14 protein-coding genes are annotated in these 20,713 nt (G+C 38.3%); 8 read left to right on the forward strand and 6 right to left on the reverse strand.

The genetic code is table 11. The features are described from left to right. Nucleotides 1-84: 84 nt before the first annotated feature. The gene (locus tag H4J65_RS11675; RefSeq protein ID WP_182198290.1) at nucleotides 85-4,059 is read right to left on the reverse strand and encodes an AAA family ATPase; all 3,975 of its coding nucleotides are present in this window, start codon (nucleotides 4,057-4,059) and stop codon (nucleotides 85-87) included. Next, nucleotides 4,059-5,459: an exonuclease subunit SbcD gene (gene sbcD / locus H4J65_RS11680; RefSeq protein WP_182198291.1), complete on the reverse strand. Its 1,401-nt coding sequence runs from the start codon at nucleotides 5,457-5,459 to the stop codon at nucleotides 4,059-4,061. The genes H4J65_RS11675 and sbcD overlap by 1 nt, the downstream gene beginning before the upstream one ends. A 442-nt stretch (nucleotides 5,460-5,901) precedes the next feature. On the opposite strand from sbcD, the gene H4J65_RS11685 reads away from it, so the two are divergent. Continuing rightward, complete coding sequence (locus H4J65_RS11685; RefSeq protein ID WP_182198292.1) at nucleotides 5,902-6,270, forward strand: VOC family protein; 369 nt, start codon at nucleotides 5,902-5,904, stop codon at nucleotides 6,268-6,270. Between the two features lie 109 nt (nucleotides 6,271-6,379). On the opposite strand, the gene H4J65_RS11690 is transcribed toward H4J65_RS11685, so the two are convergent. Then, the gene (locus H4J65_RS11690) at nucleotides 6,380-7,978 is read right to left on the reverse strand and encodes an FGGY-family carbohydrate kinase (RefSeq protein WP_182198293.1); all 1,599 of its coding nucleotides are present in this window, start codon (nucleotides 7,976-7,978) and stop codon (nucleotides 6,380-6,382) included. Between the two features lie 392 nt (nucleotides 7,979-8,370). Between H4J65_RS11690 and H4J65_RS11695 the strand changes: the two genes are divergently transcribed. Together H4J65_RS11695 and H4J65_RS11700 are read left to right on the forward strand one after the other, a co-directional pair. Then, entirely contained in the window at nucleotides 8,371-8,805 is a 435-nt protein-coding gene (locus H4J65_RS11695) for a hypothetical protein (protein ID WP_182198294.1), read from the forward strand. Beyond that, nucleotides 8,802-8,996 carry a helix-turn-helix transcriptional regulator gene (locus H4J65_RS11700; RefSeq protein WP_182136275.1) on the forward strand — a complete coding sequence of 65 codons (195 nt, stop codon included), beginning with the start codon at nucleotides 8,802-8,804 and terminating at the stop codon, nucleotides 8,994-8,996. Before H4J65_RS11695 ends, H4J65_RS11700 begins: the two co-directional genes overlap by 4 nt. A gap of 174 nt (nucleotides 8,997-9,170) precedes the next feature. On the opposite strand, the gene H4J65_RS11705 is transcribed toward H4J65_RS11700, so the two are convergent. Then, complete coding sequence (locus tag H4J65_RS11705) at nucleotides 9,171-9,734, reverse strand: DUF2780 domain-containing protein (RefSeq protein WP_182198295.1); 564 nt, start codon at nucleotides 9,732-9,734, stop codon at nucleotides 9,171-9,173. Nucleotides 9,735-10,022: 288 nt separating this feature from the next. On the opposite strand from H4J65_RS11705, the gene H4J65_RS18305 reads away from it, so the two are divergent. After that, nucleotides 10,023-10,556: a VF530 family protein gene (locus H4J65_RS18305; protein WP_182198296.1), complete on the forward strand. Its 534-nt coding sequence runs from the start codon at nucleotides 10,023-10,025 to the stop codon at nucleotides 10,554-10,556. A 142-nt stretch (nucleotides 10,557-10,698) separates the two neighbouring features. Here the strand turns inward: H4J65_RS18305 and H4J65_RS11715 are convergent, their stop codons facing one another. Then, on the reverse strand, nucleotides 10,699-12,693 hold the full coding sequence (locus H4J65_RS11715) for a methyl-accepting chemotaxis protein (protein WP_259367600.1): 1,995 nt from the start codon (nucleotides 12,691-12,693) through the stop codon (nucleotides 10,699-10,701). Nucleotides 12,694-14,180: 1,487 nt separating this feature from the next. Between H4J65_RS11715 and H4J65_RS11720 the strand changes: the two genes are divergently transcribed. Together H4J65_RS11720 and H4J65_RS11725 are read left to right on the forward strand one after the other, a co-directional pair. Continuing rightward, a complete protein-coding gene (locus H4J65_RS11720; protein ID WP_182198298.1) occupies nucleotides 14,181-14,774 on the forward strand; it encodes a hypothetical protein in 594 nt (197 codons plus the stop codon). A 31-nt stretch (nucleotides 14,775-14,805) separates the two neighbouring features. Beyond that, a complete protein-coding gene (locus H4J65_RS11725; protein ID WP_182198299.1) occupies nucleotides 14,806-15,447 on the forward strand; it encodes a hypothetical protein in 642 nt (213 codons plus the stop codon). An 842-nt stretch (nucleotides 15,448-16,289) separates the two neighbouring features. Here H4J65_RS11725 and H4J65_RS11730 read toward each other — a convergent pair. Next, the gene (locus H4J65_RS11730; RefSeq protein WP_182198300.1) at nucleotides 16,290-17,810 is read right to left on the reverse strand and encodes an MFS transporter; all 1,521 of its coding nucleotides are present in this window, start codon (nucleotides 17,808-17,810) and stop codon (nucleotides 16,290-16,292) included. 624 nt (nucleotides 17,811-18,434) lie between these two features. On the opposite strand from H4J65_RS11730, the gene H4J65_RS11735 reads away from it, so the two are divergent. Continuing rightward, a complete protein-coding gene (locus H4J65_RS11735) occupies nucleotides 18,435-19,715 on the forward strand; it encodes a GGDEF domain-containing protein (RefSeq protein WP_182198301.1) in 1,281 nt (426 codons plus the stop codon). 46 nt (nucleotides 19,716-19,761) lie between these two features. Beyond that, a complete protein-coding gene (locus H4J65_RS11740) occupies nucleotides 19,762-20,601 on the forward strand; it encodes a substrate-binding periplasmic protein (RefSeq protein ID WP_404851951.1) in 840 nt (279 codons plus the stop codon). Nucleotides 20,602-20,713: the final 112 nt, after the last annotated feature.

Here is a 20,713-nt window from a genome sequence, read left to right on the forward strand (position 1 = left end):
GCATCTCAGTAATTGTTATGCTTATGGTTATTGTTATTTCTGCTTGATAGATAGTACTACTTTGGCTTTAATAACAATACCGTTTTAACCACCAAGATAGCGATAACAATCCGCTAATTCACTCACACCCAGGCCGCTTTGTTTCTTCACTTCTATTTGCACGTCAATGCGTTTTTTTAAGGCATCAACATGGCTTATAACGCCGATCATTTTGCCACTGGCGTTTAATGAATCAAGCGCAGATAGGGCTATTTCTAAGGTGTCATTATCCAAGGTACCAAAACCTTCATCGAGAAATAGTGAATCAATGCTCGTTTTTGCGCTCACCAAATCTGATAAAGCCAGTGCTAACGCTAAACTGACTAAAAAGCTTTCGCCGCCCGATAAAGTTTTAGTGTCACGCACACTATCTGCTTGCCAAGTATCAAGCACTTCTAATGCTAAGTTGTCTGATTGCTGACGTTGTAATTGGTAGCGACCATGCAAGCGATTAAGCTGCTGATTGGCTAAATAAACCAAATGAGAAAGGGTTAAGCCTTGGGCGAAACGTCTAAATTTAGCACCATCAGCCGCGCCAATCAAACCGTTCAGGTGAGCAAGGTCGTCAAGTTCATTTTGTTGCTTAAGCATTTCATCGAGTAATGTTTGCTGTTCATGACGCTGTTGTTGGTCTTGGCTGATTTGTTGGCTTAATTGTCCTTGGCGTATTTGTAATTGTTTTAAGGTGTTAGAGCAAATAATGGCTTTATTATCAAACTCAGCAACCGCTAAGTCATCGTCTATTGCTACGTTTGCACTGAAGATTAAATCTTTTAGCAGTAACTCATTATTGCAGGCTGAATTTTCACCCATTTCAATAGCGCTAACCAGCTGCTTAGTTTGCGCTTGCAAGTATTTTTTATCTTCGCCAAGTTGTGATAATTGTTGTTGCACTTGTTGTAGTTGTGCCTTGGCTTGTTGACTTTGTTGCTCAATAGTTAACGCTAGTGCTTTTAAAGTGTTGCGTTGTTCTTGGGTTAACAATGCCGCTTTAAAGTCGTCTTCGGTGTCAAAGTCACTAGCCGCTAATTGCCTTTGCCAAGTTTGCGTGGCCACTTGCTGTTGTGGCATTAAACGCTTGATCGCTTCAACATTGCCATTGAGCTTACCCGCAACATTTTGTTGGCGATTTTTCTGCTCATTAACCCCATTTTGCCACTTAACAAGTAGCTGTTCTTGCCCTTGTTGCTGTTGTTTTAATTGTTGGCGTATTTGTTGAACATCTTGCGCGGGAAATAAGCTTTCGCGCTGCACTTTAGCGTCATTATGCTGTTTTTCTAGCAAACTTAACTCCGCTGTTATGCTTTGCTTAGACACACTCAGTTGTTCAATTTTACTGTGCATTACCGCCAGTTGTTGTTGTACTTGTTGCAGTTGTTCATGGTCTGTCGCCACGGCAGACAAGGCGGTTTGATAAGCATGACTTTGTTGCTCAAGTTCATTTATCCAAGCTTGTTGTAATGACACCAGATCAACAAAATTGTCAGGCGTAATAATATTGTTGGATGCGTTAACATCGACAATATTTGTATCACTCTCAGTGTCTGCATTTGCTTGATTAAAAACAGCAAAGCATGCTGGCATAACTAACTGACACCTTTGCATAAACACAGTTAACTTTTGCCACTCTTGCGTTATTTGTGTAAGTTTATCGATAAGGTTTTGCTTATTTTGCACGATTTGTTGGTGCAGTTGATTTAACTGCACCGTTTTATTTTGGCTCAAGTTCACTAAGTTGACTAACTGTTTTTCTAGCCTTGAAACTAATTCAGCTTGCTGTTGCTGCCCTTGTTTTAATTGCTGCAGTTGGTTATTAGCATTATTTAACTGCTCAAAGTTTTGTCGCCGTGTTTGCATGTCGGCTGTTATTTGCTCAAATGCTGATAGTTCAACAGCCATGTTTAATAACTCACGCTGCGCTAACCACTGCTGGGTTAAATGCTGCTGTTCTTGTTGTTTTATTGCTTTATTTTCAGTAACTAAATTAAACCTTTCTTTTAAGCGCTCTTGCTCTGAAGATAAGTTTTTACCCTGCAGTTCAAGTTGTTCTAAGTCATTAGTGAGTTGTTTTAAGCGCTGCTGATGTTCACTCTCCTCTGAATTATCATCACTTAGCGCTTGATAATCAGCAATGGCCGGGTGTTGCTCTGAGCCACATAACGGGCATGCTTCATCGGCATGCAAGTTTGCTCTATGGGCACTAAGCGACATAATAGTTCTTTGTTGATCTACGATTAACTGCACGTCAATCAAGGCCGTTTTTTGCTGTTTATAATGTTCACGCAAAGGCGTTAACTGCTCAGCTAAGCGGGTTAATTGTTGATTATCTGTGTTAAGTGTTTTATCAATATCATGCAATTCAGCGCTTAGGGTCTGGTAGCGTTGGGCATTAAGTAGCGCTTGTGCTTGCTCATTAATAGTGGCTTGCATGCCATGCAACTGCTGACTAAGTGCTTGCTCATTTTGACACTGAACTTGCTGTAATAGCTGGGTTATATCCTGCTCTTTCGTACTAAGGGTTGCTTGCTGTTGTTTACATTCAGCTTCAAGTTCAACTAATTGCTCTTGCTCTTTAGTCAGTTCATTCGTCAATAAGTTAGCTTGTGTTTGCCAGTTTTTATCTTGTGTGATGAGCTCAAAACTAAACTGTTTCTCATTAACCATTTGAGCCAATATATTGCGCCATAACGGCAAGTGCTCAGGCAATGTCGCCAAATGCCCTTGTTGCTCAATAATGCCTTGCGCTTGGCTAATTTTATCTCGCTGCAATTGCTGTTGTGCTGTTAACTGTGTGCTTTGCTCTGTTGCTTGCGTTAGCGCTTCGTTGGCGGCACTTGCTCGTGCACTTTGTTGAATTTTTTGCTCGCTCAGTTGACTAATTTTGCTATCCAGCGGTAGCACTTGTTCAACAATTAATTGCTCAGTTTTATCTTGCTCAGCAAGCAGTTTTTCATGGCATAACAAAAAATCTGTTAGTGATTGCTCAGCATCTTCAACATGGCTTTTACTGTCTTTAACATCTACCTCAAGCAAGCTAGCTTGTTCATTAAGCTCAACAAGCTGTTGATTAACATAATTGTGCTGTTGGTAATCAGCGCGTAAATTTTCAGCCGGCCCTGACAAAGCTAACGCTTGTAACTCTGTAGCATGGTGATGCTGTTTTTGCTCTGCTGATGCTTGTTGTTGCTCAGCAAGTAATTTTTGTTTATTGGCTTGCTGAACATTTATTAACCAACTGCGAATTTGCTGCCAATGAGCTATTTGTGCTTCAAAAGGTTGCTGCTGCAAAGTTACCTTGTTCAGCTCAGCGTTAATTTGCTGTTGTTGCTCGGCGCTTAATAATTGCATACCCGTGCTTTTAGCCTGCAATAACTTTAACTCGTTACTGGCCTCTTTATGTTGTTCAAATACCGCTTTTGAAATATCACCATAAATTTCACTACCCGTTAGCTCTTCTAATAAATCAGCGCGCTCATTGGCGGGGGCATTTAAAAAGGCAGCAAACTCCCCTTGCGACAGCATCATAGACTTTCTAAAACGAGAAAAATCCAAACCGGTTAATCGCGCTATTTCTGTTCGAATATCAGAGACTTTAGTGGCAATAACTTCGGCTTCACCCGTAGCTATATCACTGTCACTTTCGCCATTAAGTTCACCTGTAGTGATTAACTTTGCCAACTCGGCAGTCGGTTTTTGTAGATTACCTTCGACACTGTTTTTGGCTCGGCGTTGACTCCAAAAGGCTCTATAGGCTTGCCCTTTAACTTCAAATTCAACCTCAGCTAAACAACTCGCGGTATGGCGGGTCATTAACTGGTTTTGCTTATCTGAAATAGTAAGTCGCGGTGTTTGGTGATATAACGCCAAACACATGGCATCGAGTATGGTGGTTTTTCCTGCACCGGTGGGGCCGATAATGGCAAAAAGCGCACTGGTGTCAAAGGGTGACTGAGTAAAGTCAATTTTCCAATGACCCTTTAAAGAATTGATATTTTCAAAGCGTAGCGATAATATTTTCATTATTTTTGCTCCGTTTTGCTGGTCGAGCTACTATGTGCTTCGCTGTGCTCTGAAAGCGATTGCTTGCTTGAGTTAGCCAGTTGCGTTTGTTCTGCAATAGTAAGGTATAAACTATTTAAGCGCGTTTTACGTTGCTGCTGCTCGTCACTATCCCAAGGTTCTAGCGCCATGCGCGCGTCAAATACTTCTTGAACACTTAATTCACTTAAGGTGACTTTCTTCTCATGACTGGGCATTTGTTGGCGGGATTTTTTGCTGCGCCTGACTAATAACACTTCAACGGGCAATGCTTTGACTATTTGCTCAATGCGCACGCTTAAATCTTGTAAGTATTCTGCACTTTCAATTTCGATATCGAGCCAGATTTTTTCTTGGCCTGGTCTTTCATCATGGGTGATTTTTGCTTCTACACTTGATGATTCTGCACTTGGTGATTCTGCAATGCTTGAGTCTTCATTTTTCAATTCAATGTTTTTCGACTCAACAACACGAGTAATGTCTTCAGACAGTGTTTCTAAATGGGTTTTTACCATAGCTAAAGGTTGAAAGCATGGCAGGTTACATAACTCTGTATTGCTAAGCTCGCCATTGTTAAATTCTGCAATAACAATACTTTTTTGGGTATTAGCTTCGTCAAAACTTAATGCGATGGGTGAGCCGCTATAACGAATATGCTCACTCTTGGTTACTTTTTGTGGTCGATGGATATGGCCTAAAGCTATGTAGTCAGCCGCCGGAAATTCACTGGCGGGAAATGCTTCTAAGGTGCCAATATAAATATCACGCACAGACTCACTGGTTGATGCGCCAATGGTGGTTAAATGCCCGGTGGCAATAATAGGTAAGCGAGTACCATCAGCTTGATTAAGCTGCGACAAGCCCTGCGCTTGTTCAAATAAGACTTGATAATGCTCAGTAATAGCTTGCTGCAGTGAACGTTGCTTTTGATTGGCCGATTGCCCAGCGTAGCTTTTAACAATATCGCGCGGCCGAATAAATGGAATAGCACAAATCACCGCTTGCTGCTCAGTTTTAAGGCTGTTTAGCACAAATACTTGCTCGGCCATATTATCGCTCACGGCAGAAATAACTCGTGTTGACAGTTGCTGCAATATTTTTTGCGACTCTGTGAGCATGGCAACTGAGTCATGATTACCCGCCAGCACTACTAATTGGCAATGTGTTTGATGCAACTTAGCGATAAAATCAAAATACATTTCACGGGCATAACTTGGTGGTGTGCCGGTATCAAAAATATCACCGGCGACAATAATGGCGTCAATCTGCTGGCTTTTTGATTGTTCAATTAACCAATTTAAGAATTGCTGATGTTCAGGTGCACGACTTTTGCCATAAAAATGTTGGCCTAAGTGCCAGTCAGAAGTGTGAATAATTCGCATAATATAGTGCACGCCAAAGTCATAAAAACCAAAGCAATTATTCTACCGACTCTCTACCGTGCTTGCTACTAGCCAGTAAAAAAACCTTTAAAAAGTACCATAATAAAATAATTCACAGGGAGAAAGGAATGAGGACTTCAGGAGAAGTAGAATATCAGCTGCTCTGCTGCTCTTAAATGCTGCTCTACTCATTCCTTTCTCATGCCTTCCTCCTTGTAAAAATAATAAAAACAACTCACAGGGAGAAAAGAATGAGGACCTCAGGAGAAGTAAAATATCAGCTGTTCTGCTGCTCTACTTATTCCTTTCCTCCCTGTAAAAAGTACGATAATTAAATGAACACTTTCTCGATGTGGCTAATTAAATTACTCAACTATACTTATACCAACGTCAAGGTCGTCCTTGTTCGATATGAAGACCATAAATAATAAAGGAAAATGTCATGGAGAATCAGATTGTTTGGGTTGATATTCCGGTTATAGATTTACCCCGCGCTATTGAATTTTATAGTGCGCTACTTAACGGTGAGGTAAAAAAAGAAGCTTTTGAGCATTTTACTATTGGTATATTACCGCATGCTCAAACCAATGTTTCAGGTTGCTTAGTACCCTCAGCGCCTGAACAAATATTTACCTCTGGGCCACTAATTTATTTTAATGTTAATGGCCGACTTGACGACGCGATTAAGCAATCAGAAATGCATGGTGGCCGGCTGGTTGAAGAAAAGATATCTATTGGCGGACATGGTTTTCGCGCTATTATTCATGACTCAGAAGGTAATCGTATTGCGCTGCATAGCAATACGCAGTAAGTTTCAAGCACAAACTGTAGTCAGGTTATTAGCTTGAATACCATAACTTAATTATTTTTATGGCTAAAGAAAAGCCCGATATGCTCAATACTTATAAGGCTTATTTTTCTTACTCAGGATAACCGGTTATTTTTTTAATATTTTGATAAATCGGTTTTAATTGCCGATACATTTTTCGATAAACTTGCTGATATAATTTATTATACAGTTTTACATTGGCTTGGTTGGGTAAAAACGTTTGCTCGAGTCGGGTCATAGCACTAGTCGCTTGTTGGTAGTTTTCAAAATACCCCAGACCTACGGCAACATTAATGGCAGCGCCTAAACCTGAAGTTTCAAAAGTATGTGGCCGGTGCGCAGGTAAATTAAAAATATCAGCGGTAAGTTGTAATGCGGCATCTGACTGCGAGCCTCCGCCTGAAACCACTAACTTGGTTATTTTACATTTTTGACGTTTTTCTAAGTTTTCTTGCCCTTCTCTGAGTGCGTAAGCTAAGCCTTCTAAAATTGAACGATAGATATGGGCACGAGTATGCACATCACCAAAACCAATAATAGCGCCTTTAGCTTCAAGGTTTTTTAGCCCTGGCGACCAATAAGGTTGTAACATTAACCCCATCGACCCTGGCGGTACTTTTGCGACTAATTGATCAAATAAACTTTCCGCGCTGACCCCTAAAGTTTGCGCTTTATCTATTTCATTTTGACCAAGTTCTTGCTTAAACCAATTCACCATCCAAAAGCCACGATAGATCATCACTTCGCTATTAAAATTATCAGGAAGGGCTGAAGGATAAGGCGGGATAAAAGCTTGAGGTTCAACATATTTAATGTTGTTGGTATTAATGGTTGCTGTCGTGCCATAGCTCAAACTGGCGGTGTCTGGGTTAATACAACCCGAACCTAATACTTCACAGGCTTTATCAGACGCTGAAGCGATCAATAAGGTGCCTACTTTTAATCCGGTATGAGCGGCGGCATCAGGGGTAATTTCACCCAGCACTTCACCCGGTTTGACTAAACTCGGTAACATTGAGCGTTTCACGGGTAAAGCATGCCATTTCCAGTCCCACGGGTGTGCCCAGTTTTGTTTTTTATAATTAAAGGGCAAATAACCCACAATACTGCCAACCGAGTCTTTAAATTGACCGGTTAATTTGTAGCTTAAAAAACCTGACAATAATAAAAATTTATCGGTATCTTGCCAAACTTCAGGCTGATGTTGCTCAAGCCAATTGGCTTGTGATTTACGACGAAAATAATCAACCACTTTACTTTGACCTATCAGGATAAATCCGACGCGCCAATACCAAGGCATAAGCTTATTTTTTTGGCATAAGCGTTGATCAAGCCACAGCATAGCCGGTCGTAAGGCTTGGCCATTTTTGTCCAAGTTAATCACGGTGCCACGCTGTGTGGTGACAGTAACGGCGATCACTCTCTTGCGATAGCCGTTTTCAATCACCTCACTTTGCTGCCAAAGTTTCTGACAACACTGCCCTAACATTTGCCAAAAATAATCAGCCTCTTGCTCAGCCCACCCCGGATTTTTAGAAAAATAGGCTTGCAGTTCAATACGGCTTTTAGCCACTAGATTGCCCTGTAGATCAAATAACAAGGCACGAACACTTTGCGTGCCATTGTCGATACTTAAAATTAAATCACTTGTCGGGTTTTTTGTGCTTTTTGTTGCGCTACTTTCAGTCATATGTCACTTATACCAATATAATTTAAAGCTTCAGGAAATTATAAGAATTTTGCCCTAAGGTTAAATATCGACTACTTTTTTATTGTTATTTTAATAACATCACGATGAATAAGGCAAACACAGCAGGTTAACCTGCGGGAATAGTGCACCTAGATTTTGCTAGGTCTGTATTTGTTGCTAAATATTGTTGCCAAATATTATTGCTAAAAATTGTCACTAAGCCAATTTTTGCTAACACCGTCAAGCAAAAACATAAACCTCTGACTAATAAAAGTCAAACATACAAGACTAAAAGTAAATCACACTTGACATAAAATGCATCGCCACCTACACTTTAAAAGTAAAGTAAACTTAACTTTTAGTAAAGCACTGACGACACAGGAGTAAGCATAATGACAGACAAAAATAATGAAATAATCAGTAAAGAAAAATCTTGGCAGCAGAAAAATAAAAACAGTACGGCAAAACTCGGCTTTTGGAGCACTGTTTGGGTATTAAGCATGGCACTGACTAATTTTGGTCCACGATTTATATGGGACTTAAACATCAGCTTAACTGTGATAGCTGTTTTGCTAAATTTAGCCTTAGGTTTAAAAATGGTGTTGGCTAATATAGCGCATATAAAAGCTTTAGATGAAATGCAACAACGTATTCAACTCAATGCAATGGGCATTACCTTAGGACTTAGTTTAGTGGTTGGCTTAACCTATTCAAATTTGGATGTATTAGACCTGATAACTTTCCACGCTGACATTGCTCATTTGGTGATTTTTATGGGATTGACCCACATAACTGCCATTTTTATTGGCAATAGAAAATACCAATGAAAAATAAACTGAAAGTACTGCGCGCCGAAAGAGACTGGACACAAGCACAACTTGCAGAGGCATTAGAGGTGTCTCGCCAAACAGTTAATGCCATAGAAAAAGGTAAGTTTGATCCCAGTTTACCACTGGCTTTTAAAGCCGCCAGGTTATTTAAACTGAGCATTGAAGAAATTTTTCAAGATGAAGGCTAGTGCTACTGTGAAATTGAATATTACATATTGCAGTTTCACAGTAGCGCTAGGACATAAGATCAAGTCGCAAGACGCGAATAATTATTATTTTCAGCTCAAGCAGAAATTTATTGGCTGAATAAACCGCTTACGCATCATAAAAAACAAGTCTTTGGCTACCTAAAAAAATGTCAATCAGCCTAACAATTTACCTAAACCGTCAGTGAGTATTTTTTTTGCTTGTTGCCCTTGTTCTGTGTCCAAGTAGCTTTGCGCAGTAGCAATAAAATTACTGATCATTTCAGGCTTTAACCCTAAAGCTTCAAATTGTTTTTTAACATTATTAATCGATTTTAACGAATCACTGTATTGTGATGCTTGCTCAAGTAATCCACCTAAGCCATCGCTAGCACCTGAGTTAAGTTTGCTAATATCAGGCATTTGACTAACCAGCCCTTCAACACCCGGTATTGAGTTAGCCAATTGGCTAAATTGCTCAGTTGAGACATTGTCTTTAACATAATTAAAAATAGCGCCCATACCACCAGCGGCTTGGTCTGCATCAACATTTAATGAGCTAGTTAACATAGCAACCAATCCATCAGTGCCTTGCTTAGCGGGAGTCTTTGACACTACACTTTGCTCAGGTGTATCACCTAATCCAACAAGATTTTTTAAGCTTTCAAACCAGCTTGTTTCTTGTGCGATAGCCGAGCTACTTAACGCTGAAATAGTTAAAAGTACGATTAGTTTTTTCATGTCAGATATCCATTTTATGAAGAAGTTAATAAGGCGTTAATATAATTATACAACATAAAGCAGAATTGCATGTACCGCTTTAAGATTACAATGTCATAACAGCTAAAATAATAACTGATAACAATAACGTTTGGCTGCAAAGCCACCGTCAAGTTTAAGATGTAAGTACTTAACTTTTGCCGGGAACTAAAAGCTCTGCCTAAATCATTTTTAATTCCCACTGAAACAAGCATCTTGAGGTGATTTGGGTATATAATGGCGTTAAGTAGGATAAAAATAAGTCAAAATATGAGTCAAGAAAACGAACAATTACACAATCCTTTACATGGATTAAAATTAGACACGCTACTAAACGAATTAGTCAGCCACTATGGCTTTGATATTTTGGCTGAGTACACGCGAATTAATTGCTTCAAAAGTAATCCAAGCATAGCTTCAAGCTTAAAGTTTTTGCGTAAAACTGAGTGGGCAAGAGAGAAGCTTGAACGTTTTTATCTCTATGATTATAAAAACTTACCAGAAGCCGGTGAAGATGAATTCGAAACGCCACCGCGCCAACGGGTTATTCCGTTACATATCAAAGCTAAAAAACCAAAAGTATTGGTTCGGGGTGAAGCAATTATACCGCTAAGCAAAGATAGTTTTAAAGAGACTCATCGTAGTAAACCTGAAGATAAAAAAGCTTATAAACCTGAGCATAAGCGCGAAAGCAGTCGCCCTAGTGTTAATGATAAATCAAGTCATAACCGCGGCGAAAGTCGTTCAAATAAAAGTTCAAATGAGAACAAACCATTTGACCCTTATTCTGATGCACCTAGATAGTCATCATATTTTTATCGCTTAAAAAAGAGCCCTAAATAACTTGCGCTATTTAGGGCTTTTTTGTCTTGTTTTTTATCTTGCCTAACTTAAAATCCAAGCCTTAAAACCTAGGCCTTAAGATCTAAGCCTTAAGATCTAAGCCTTAAAGCTTAAATCGTGCTACTGAATCAGTTAACGAACCTGCCAATTTATTTACATCATCGCTTCGATTCGATAAATCTTGTGACTCTGCCGCATTATGTGTTGCTGCTTCGGCCGCTGCAGTCATAGTTACTTCAATATCTTGACTAAAACCAAGTTGTTCATTCGACGCAATGCTAATGCTTTTACTCATTTCATCAATGGTATGCAGTGCGGTGTCAATTTGTTTGATGCCATGGCTTAACTCTTGGCTTTTCGAAGCACATTCAGTCGCCTGACTTTGCCCTTGAAAAATAGCGATTTCCGCTGTTTTTGTTTCTTTTTGCAGGGCATTAATCATTTGTTGAATCTCAGCTGTTGATGCCTGTGTACGAGACGCTAATGATCTGACCTCATCTGCTACAACCGCAAAACCTCGACCGTGCTCACCTGCCCTTGCTGCTTCAATTGCTGCATTTAATGCCAGTAAATTGGTTTGGTCAGCAATACTACCTATGGTATCTAAAATACCTCCAATGCTATCGCTGTGCTTGCTTAAACGTGCCATGACGGCAACTGAGTCACTTAAACTGGTTGACAATAAATCAATACGCTTGCTGTTATCGTCAGCAATATTGTGTACTTCAACACTGTGTTTTGAAGCTTCTGAAACGTTGTTGGCGGTTAAATTTGCTTGGTCAGTAACATTTGATGAACTGATAAACATTTTTTCAGCAATTTGTTTGGCCTCATTCACTCGGGTAATTTGTGCTGATGTAGATTGGGCGATGCGGTGACTTTGCTCACTGGTCACTTTCGCTGATTCATCTAATGAATAAGCATTTTGACTAATATTTTTCAACAATGAGGTTAAATCATCACTAAGCTTATTGATATTGTTGAATAAATCACCAAACTCATCTTGGTTCTTAATGGTTAATCTTTGCGTTAAATCTCCCTTTGCAATCAAGGCTAATGATTTATTGGCCGTAGTTAAAGGGCCTAACATCGCACGAGTAGTCACCACGGCAATAAAAGTCGCTAAAACAACAAAGATAAGCGCCATATATATTGCTAGGTTTTCCCCTGTGGCAACTTTTGCTTTTGTGGTTAGCTGCAATTCATCAAAGCGTGCTTCAGCAAGCGATAACAATAAGGTTAATTGCTGGTAGGTCGCGTTAAAGCTTTCTACTGACAGGTTATAGCTGTTATTTGCATTAATGTTATCTTCAAGCGCCTGTTTTTTATCTTGATATAATGTACCTGGTTCAACCAATAGGTTATTTATAATAGCAAATTCAATGGCAAACTCTTCAAGTAAAGACTGATCGTCAATACCGTCAAATAGTTGTAGCATAAAGTTGTAGTTATTAGAGACGTTGGCCGTTAAAAAACTTACGTCCTCTTTATGTTGAGCCAAAATATCGAGCTCAGAAATTTGCTGTAAACCTGACATGGTGCCTTTTAGCGTAAACAACATATCGTCTATGCGCGCACCAGTGCCAATAATTTCTACTAGCAATTGAGCATTATCAGGGAGTTCAAGTAATTCAAGATCAAGCATTTTATTACTGGCTTGATGACGACTTTCAAGAAATAATTGCAAGTTAATCACAAAATCTTCATTAGCTGAGGCGACATTTTTTTTCGCTAAATAGAATGTTTCGCTTTGGTTAACGTAGTCTTGATAATGATTCTCGGCCTGCTTTAAAGCTTGCAGCATTTTAGGTTGGTCTGTGACTTTACTGCGTAAGACCTTAACAGCAGATTGAAACTCTTGATTTAAATTCGCGTATGCTTGCTCACTTTTAAGCAAGTTAACGCTATCTTGTTGGGTGAAACCTGAAGCACCTACTTTTATCATATTAAGTAATTTGATTTGTAAGGCACTGCTTTGCTTTTGTACCGGAACAGCTAATAACTCAACATTACTGTTGGCCTTGCTGATTTGTGTTAATGAATTATAAAAAAAAAGGCTTCCTGCAACTAATAAAATTCCTATTGTGCTAAACCCCATTATTATTTTTTGTTTTATTGTTAATGGTAGGTTGTACATATATACCTCTAGCGTTAGTGATTTTTTTATACTCGGGTAATCAAGGGGTAACCACTTAGATTGATAGTCGATTATAAATCGCTAAAACCAAATGCAAATAGTGGTCAAACCAGTTAAGACTAAAACATTATGATTGATTATGCATCTAAAATTTATTTTTTAGCAATTTTTATCTTAATAATTAAAGACTAAGTTAAAGCATACACTAATCTAGCGCTTTAAAAAGCTGAACTCCACTATCTGGCATTAAACCTAATTCAGTCAACATACTTTCAACTGAGTGATGGTTATGCGGCAAACCTTGACAATGTTCACTCATAAATTAAGCTCGATTTTTCAAGGTTAACGCTATTAGAGTGGAGCAAAATTTCGCGCTATTTTTGCACCTTGATATACAAACTAGCCCGTGTGGGCACTACAAATTATGGCTATAACAACTGTGGTTATAAAAGGGCTATCCACTTAGCCCAACCAACCACTACATGTTGTGTTTACTATATTTAACCTCTTCGATCACTTATGCCACAGGCTGTGTGAAAACTCTCAGGGTAAATTTTTTATGCGACGCTACGTAAATTAACAGGTGGTTTTACCTCAAACGTACTACAGAATTTAATCTATGGAGCCTTTTTACGTTGATATTATCCAATTACGCAAGTTCGAAATAGTTTTCACACCGGCTGGCCACATTGAAGACATTAGCATTTGAGAATTTATACTAAAAATTTTTGTATGTTTTGATCTACAGCGGACATGGGTGAACAACCACATTACGCTAAAAGTTTCCCGATAGCTGACGTTCACCATAGATGAAAAAATCTGTTTCTTGATGATAACTTTTATCAATACCCCGTTAAGTCTGAATGCGAACTAAGCCACCAAAGCGGTCGTTCATCATCAAATTATTAATGCTAACTTTGTGCGCAAAGCGGAATAAAAATTTTAAAATTGTTTGTTTTGGTCGAGGTCAACTGTACACCCGTTAGTTGACCTAAGACATTCGACAGCAGAATTGAAAACCATTATGTAAGCGGACGATTCTAAAAATCGGTTTGAGATTAATTTCATGATCAAAAAAGCAAAATACAGTTATTGAATGAGAACATTATCTATGACCGCTGCAAGCTCATTGCTGCCATTGAAATGTTGTCTCTGTACGATCACTTATGCCACAAAACAGTCGTTTTTTGTGAACCAAACTTAACTCAGCTAATGGGCAGTTTTGATACCAAAGTTGACGTAAAAAATATACAGTATTTAAGTAATTACAAGGAGTATTGAATATTTCCAACCAAAAATATTATTCAAATATCAGTAGTTTTGTTCTTGCTTGAAAAGCTTGATATCAAATTAGACACACATAAGTCCTATGACTCATGGCGAAGAGAAATAAGCCCGATGGTTGAAAATAATGACATTAAATATTAACAAGGAATATAGAGTAAATTATGAGTGTTAAATTAGATTGGGTGCTATCACTACAGCGGATTGGTGTTTCCTTTTGTACTGGAGATGGGATACTAGGAGTACTTCAAACCTTAAATGAAATAAAAGCAGGTATTAATTCGAATAGTATAGAGAATAGACTTCGCCAGTTAGAAGATCCCATTAGCTGTATCCATAGTGATGTACCTTCAGTCGCAGCTGTTTTATATATAGCTTTAGAAGATAGAAAAAGTACGGATGTTACATTGACGGATCGAGTTTTTGACAAATACAGACGTCCTTTGACTATGTTAAATGCAGAAAACTATATTGAATTTGATGGTGCTGCTGGTTCGTCATACCCAGACATTATTATGGGGAATCCCTATTTTATTATTTATTCGGCGGCATTAAATAACAAAAATCATGAAATGAATAATTTAGTAGCCATATTAGATAACTCAGCTAATGGACTTTGGCTTGAAGCTAACGACATATCACAACAAGTAAAATTGCCTGTTCAAGTTATAAATGCATTTTTTGAAGTTTATTCTGCAAGAGGTTTGGGGGATATTTCAAAAATGGATAGTACATACAAATATCATGTATTAGCTTAATTACAATATTGGAAGTTAACAAGGAATGATTATGAAAATTTTTTTAGTATTATTATCTATAACCACTTTATTTGCCTGTAGTGATAAAAAACCTTTTCCTGAAAATAAAACAATATTCTTAAAAGGTGACGCTAATTTAGGGGTTCATTTTGTAAACGTTAAAACACTAAATGTAAGAGAGTTGCCAAATAAAAACTCTAAAATCATTGATAAAAAAATATTTAGACAACAGATTGATATTAAGGAACTGCAAGGAGAATGGGCTAGAATTAATTGGTATAAGGATGAAAATAAGAAAAAATCAGAGTGGGTGTTTATGAAGTTTACCTCCAAGGATAGAGCAGAAGCCCCAAAATCAAAATATGAAATTAATAAGATTCATGAGTACATACCGAGTAGTAATTATGATAATGGCAAATACTTTTTAGTTTATATAGAGAAACTAAGAAATACACTTTTAACTATACATCAAAGGGTTGGTGTAAATGTAGATGCTTATACTAAAACTGAAATAAATTGCGAAAACATGAAATATCGTGTTTTAGGTTATACCGAGCATCATTGGGATAACTTAATAGACGACCAATACTCAGACCCAGACTGGGTATCCTTGGTTGAAGGTTCCAGTAAAACTGATTTAGTTAATTTTGCTTGTACGAGAGATAATAAATAATTGAAAGCAACCTAACCAACGTATTGGAATAAATGATTGAGTGTGATGATTCAACAAAACTAGCCAACCAAATAGATTTGGGTTGTTGCTGATATGTCCGTTTTTAGCTGTTCAGTTGACCTTAAGAATATGAACGGCTAACGTCAACAATGCGCACGAAGTGATCGTTTATATTTCAGATGTGAACGACCGCTTTGGTGGCATTTTTCGCATTTAGGCTTAACAGGTTATTGGCAAAAAGTTATTATCAAATAACTCATATCTTCATCTATGGTGAACGTCCGCTATCAGGAGACGGCTAATACAGTATTGTTGTTAAGCCATGTCCGCTGTAGATCAAAACATACAAAATTTTTTGTCAAAACTCTAAAAATGCTAAGGTCAGCAAAGTGGCATTAGTTAGCGTTAAGAGGCGAAACATCAACGGCAGCTATGAGCTTGCACAAGTCATAGAGATTATTCTCCCTCTATGACTTTATTTTGCTTTTTTGATCATGAAATTAATATCAAAATCGATTTTTGGAACGTCCGCTTTCCTAATGATTTTCAATTCTACTGTCGCATGTCTTAGGTCAACTAACTGGTGCTCAGTTGACCTTGACAAACACTCGAAATTTTAAACTCTTACTTCTTCTTTGCGCACCAACAAGACCTAAGTGACAAAAGAAAGGAGCCACAACATGTAGTGGTTGGTCGGGCTAAGTGGATAGCCCTTAGTTATAACTGCAATAAAAATTACAGCTTTGCTACAAACTTTCGCTTGTTTATATTAATGATATAGCCAGTGTATATTATTTTTATCTGTGCTCTTTTAGCTAGCCATTGACTATCTTGGCATGATTTTACGACTCAGTAGAGGGTGTTAATTTCGCAATTTCACTACCAAGCTCGGGCTTAACCGTCACTAAAGCTAAAGTTAACTCGGCTATATGCTCAGGTAAAATATCACTCATCGCTTGAAACAGATTTAACACATTGATATTAGGTAGTATTGCCAGTGCTTCGGCCACTTCTATACCGCGCTCAGCATTGACTTTTGCTACGGCTAAAGACAATGCCACCGCAAGTGCTGGATCGTTTTCTGCCACCATCAGTGTTGTTTCTACTTCAGCACAAGGACGGTATTGCGATTCGTGATACTCGGTACGAGGATCAAGTTCAACAGCAGAAGATATTACCGACCCTTGCATGACAAACTGCTCTTGTTCTTCTATCGGTAATGCCTGGCGCACCGTCATTCGAAAGACCACAAAACATGCTAACAATAACTGAATAAAAGCTAAAAAATAAAATAATGCATCGCCACCAAATTTATCCATCACAAGTGACGCAGAATAAGGCCCTAAAACCCCACCTAAGGCAAAAGCTAAAATCATTGACGACATGGCGGCAACTATCTCACTTTGGCGTAACTTATCCAGTGCTTCGGTAATACTTAATGGATAAGTACAAGCAATAATGCCACAGGTAATCGCCGTCGCTAAAAATACCGCCCATGTGATCCCTAATGGCGCTAATATAGTCACCGCAATCCCCGCACTGGCAGAGATGAGCAACAGCACCAACAAGACGGTACGCCGATCGAAACGATCGGATAAAAAACCAACGGGGAACTGTAAAATAAAGGCGCCAAATATAGCCGCCCCCATATAAAGCGAGAGCTGAAAACCGGTAATATCAAAGGCTTTTGCAAACACAGGTAATAAACTAAAAACAGCGGAATAAAGTATGCCGGAGATAAAACAACTGACCACGCCGAGTGGCGAGCGTTTATATAACAAGCGCAGAGACATTGAACTAAATTCTTCAACCACTGGCCCGAAATGGCGACTCAGTACAACAGGAATAATCGCTATACACATTAATATGCCGGCAATAACAAAAAGCATATTGTCTTGAGGGTTGGCCACATTGATAAAAAATTGCCCGCCAAAAAGCCCCGCCAGTACAACAGCATTGTAGATGGCTAATATTTGACCCCGGGTTTCTTTACTTGAACTATCACTAAGCCAGCTCTCCATTGCCGTGAACGCGCAAGCGATACAAAACCCCATTACTATCCGCATGGCGCCCCAAAGCATAGCTTCTGAGTAGAGACTACAAATTAATATACTCACCGCGCCTAATGACACGCAGCCAGCAAACATTCGAATATGCCCTGCTCTTTTGATTAAACTTGTGCTGTAAAGCGCGCCTATTAACAAACCAACATAATATAACGATAAAACAATACCGATTGATTCAGTGCTCAATCCGTCTAAATTCATTCTTACCGGCAATAAAACATTAATTAGGCCAATGCCTAACAATAAGATAAAACAACTTAAAAATAGAGAGAAAAGTGATATAAACGTTTGGCGCACAAATATTCCTTGATATTACGTTTAAAAATAAAAGTAATTATTGCCGATTTTATGTGAAAAAAACTGACCATATGCCAGCTTATTCATTGAGTTGAGCTTATCAAAAACTAGCATATTTATTGCAGAACCTCAGTATAAGCAACAACGTCAGCTAGTCTTTATTTTCCTGCTAAGCCAAGCGTAATTGTAACAGTTCTATTAAGAAATCGTGCAGCAAAATATCTCACTTTTTTTAAAAATCAGCCAATGTAAATAACAGCAATATATAGTATTTTTGCAGCAACTCAGTGGATAATTAAATGCAGGTTTAAATTTAGGCTTAAATGCAGGATTAAAATCATTCGTGCTTGAAAATGATCTAAACGACAGCTATCAGTTGCTAGCAGGCCGATTATCTAATGATAATTAAGCTTTTATATTCTCACTCATCATAAAAATGAACATCATAATGTACGAGCATAGTGATAGTGTTGAGTACAAAGTAGAGTAGCTAATTAATAAAACTTGGTATTCTAGCTGCTTCTTCTGTCTGTTAACTGGCTGAAAAGCTGAGTCTATTCCATTAAACCCAGAAGTAATTTAGAATAAGCCTTAATTTGAAGTAAGCAAGGAAAAGTCACTTTAATGTTTGCAAATTTTCTTCGTCCAAACAATCTATCCCAAAAAATGATGCGGGTTATTTTTTCCATCTATTTGGCCGTAACCTGTCTGATCACCAGCATGGAGTTTTTAACTGAATATGTTAAAACACAGGATTCTATAGTAAGTGAATTAAAACAGCTGGAAGAATCAGTGCTCCGCCCAATCTCTACTAGCTTATGGCAATACAACCAAAATCAGCTAGAGGCACTCGTTGCCGGACTGCTCAAAATACCGATTATTGAAGGTGTCGACATTTTAGACAAGTATGACCAGCCGATGATTTCTCAAAGGTCCTACACCAGGGACTTAACACCCTTATCAATTTTCGACATCAAATCAGACTTAAATTGGCAACTGAATGAGCATAAAATATTCCTTGGAACACTTACCCTTTATTCGTCGTCAGAAGTTGTTTTAGATCGAGTTCTGTTCGGATTTTCCTTGATTATAATTACAGAAATCATCAAGTTATCTATTTTATTTTGGTTATTTATTTGGGCCTTTGATCGTTATTTGGCCAGCCCTTTGAAAGAGTTGATGTCGCAAGTGAATGAGGTGCAATTGAGCGAAACCATCACTAAACGGATTAATCTTTCTCACATTGAAAACAACGAGCTCATTCAGCTTCAAGTACATATGAATAACATGCTCTCTGCTATGGCACGGGATCGGGAAATATTGCTAGAAGACGAACAAGCTAAGCGAAATAGTTTAGAGCGGGCTGTTGCTAAGCGTACCCAAGCATTACAAGCCTTGAATGAAAAGCTCGAAGTACTGGCGACAAGAGATTCTTTAACCGACACATTAAATCGAGGCAGTTTCTTTGATACTGCACAGCATTTACTGGTGCTTTGCCAGCGCAAAAAATCACCCACATCTTTTATTTTAATGGATCTAGATCACTTTAAAAGAATCAACGATACCTATGGACATGTTATTGGTGACAAAGTGCTCATCCACTTTACCCAGACCATTCAAACTTTTTTGAGAAAGTCTGACTTGATTGGCAGAGTTGGCGGAGAAGAATTTGCAATATACCTCGCTGATATTGATATTGATGACGCCTTTAAACTTGCTGATAAAATAAGAGAGACCATTGCCAATTCAAGCTTAAAAATTGATGGTAAGCGCATCATCTACACGGTCAGTCTTGGTGTTGTCTCGTCTGAGCCAACAGAGCATTTAATTGTTGATCTATTTAAACGCGCTGATGTGAAACTTTATGGCGCCAAAGGGAAAGGACGTAATTATGTCGAAAGGTAATCTCTCAAACAATAATCTCTCAAATGGTGATATATCAAATACTAATATTTTAAAAAATAGCGTATCGAAATATAAAGCGTTAAAGGGTAAAAAGGTCTCTTGCCTACTATTTATAATACTCTTTTTTACTGGAACTAGTATAAGCAATTTAAGTCATGCTAAAACATTAAAGGTTTGCTACGACCAATGGGCTCCAATGACGATATTCCCATCAGAAGCGTCTAATGAGCGTGGTGTTGTTATCGATATGTTAGCGCAAATATACAGCTCAAAAAATTATAAAATAGAATATTATGAAGTGCCATTAGCAAGAGGTTTAGATATGGTGGCAGAGGGTCTTTGTGATATGTTGCCAGAATATTTATTTTCAAAGCAAGCAGAAAAAAATTTCGTCTATGCCAACCAAGCAACATTTTCATACCTAACCGCCTTTGTCGTCAGGCGAGATGATCCGTGGCGCTATAATGGTATTGAGTCAATTAAAGGCAAACGCATCGCAACAGGGCCAGGTTGGGATTACAGCTCAATGAGTGTCTCATATCAAAATTATATCGACGAGCCAAAGAACTCGAACTTAATTGAAGTGGTTGCGGGTAATAATGATGTAGTTAAACGAATATTTCTCATGATGAGCGAAAACAGAGTCGACTTATATGCCGATAACGAACTTGTTCTTCAGCATATGTTAAATAAGCTAAACTTACATGATAAGCTTAAAATTGTGCGCCCCGGCTTAGAGAAAAAATTACTTGAAATACCCATTTTCTCAAAAAAAATGCCGACTAAAAGAAGACAGGAACTGATAAAAATTTGGAATGAGGGGCGTTTGTCAATAAAAGGCGATAAAGAAGCCATGTTGTTCAAAAAGTATAAGGTAACATTATAAACGCTCGAGACAGCAGCAGCTAAGATATTACAGCTAATAAAATAACAGGTATAATATTTTTTTACTAAAAAACTGGCCATTTCTATTTATCGCTGGCCTTATTAACTGGGCC

The organism is Colwellia sp. MB02u-9, from assembly GCF_014077085.1.
Taxonomy (GTDB): Bacteria; Pseudomonadota; Gammaproteobacteria; order Enterobacterales; family Alteromonadaceae; genus Cognaticolwellia.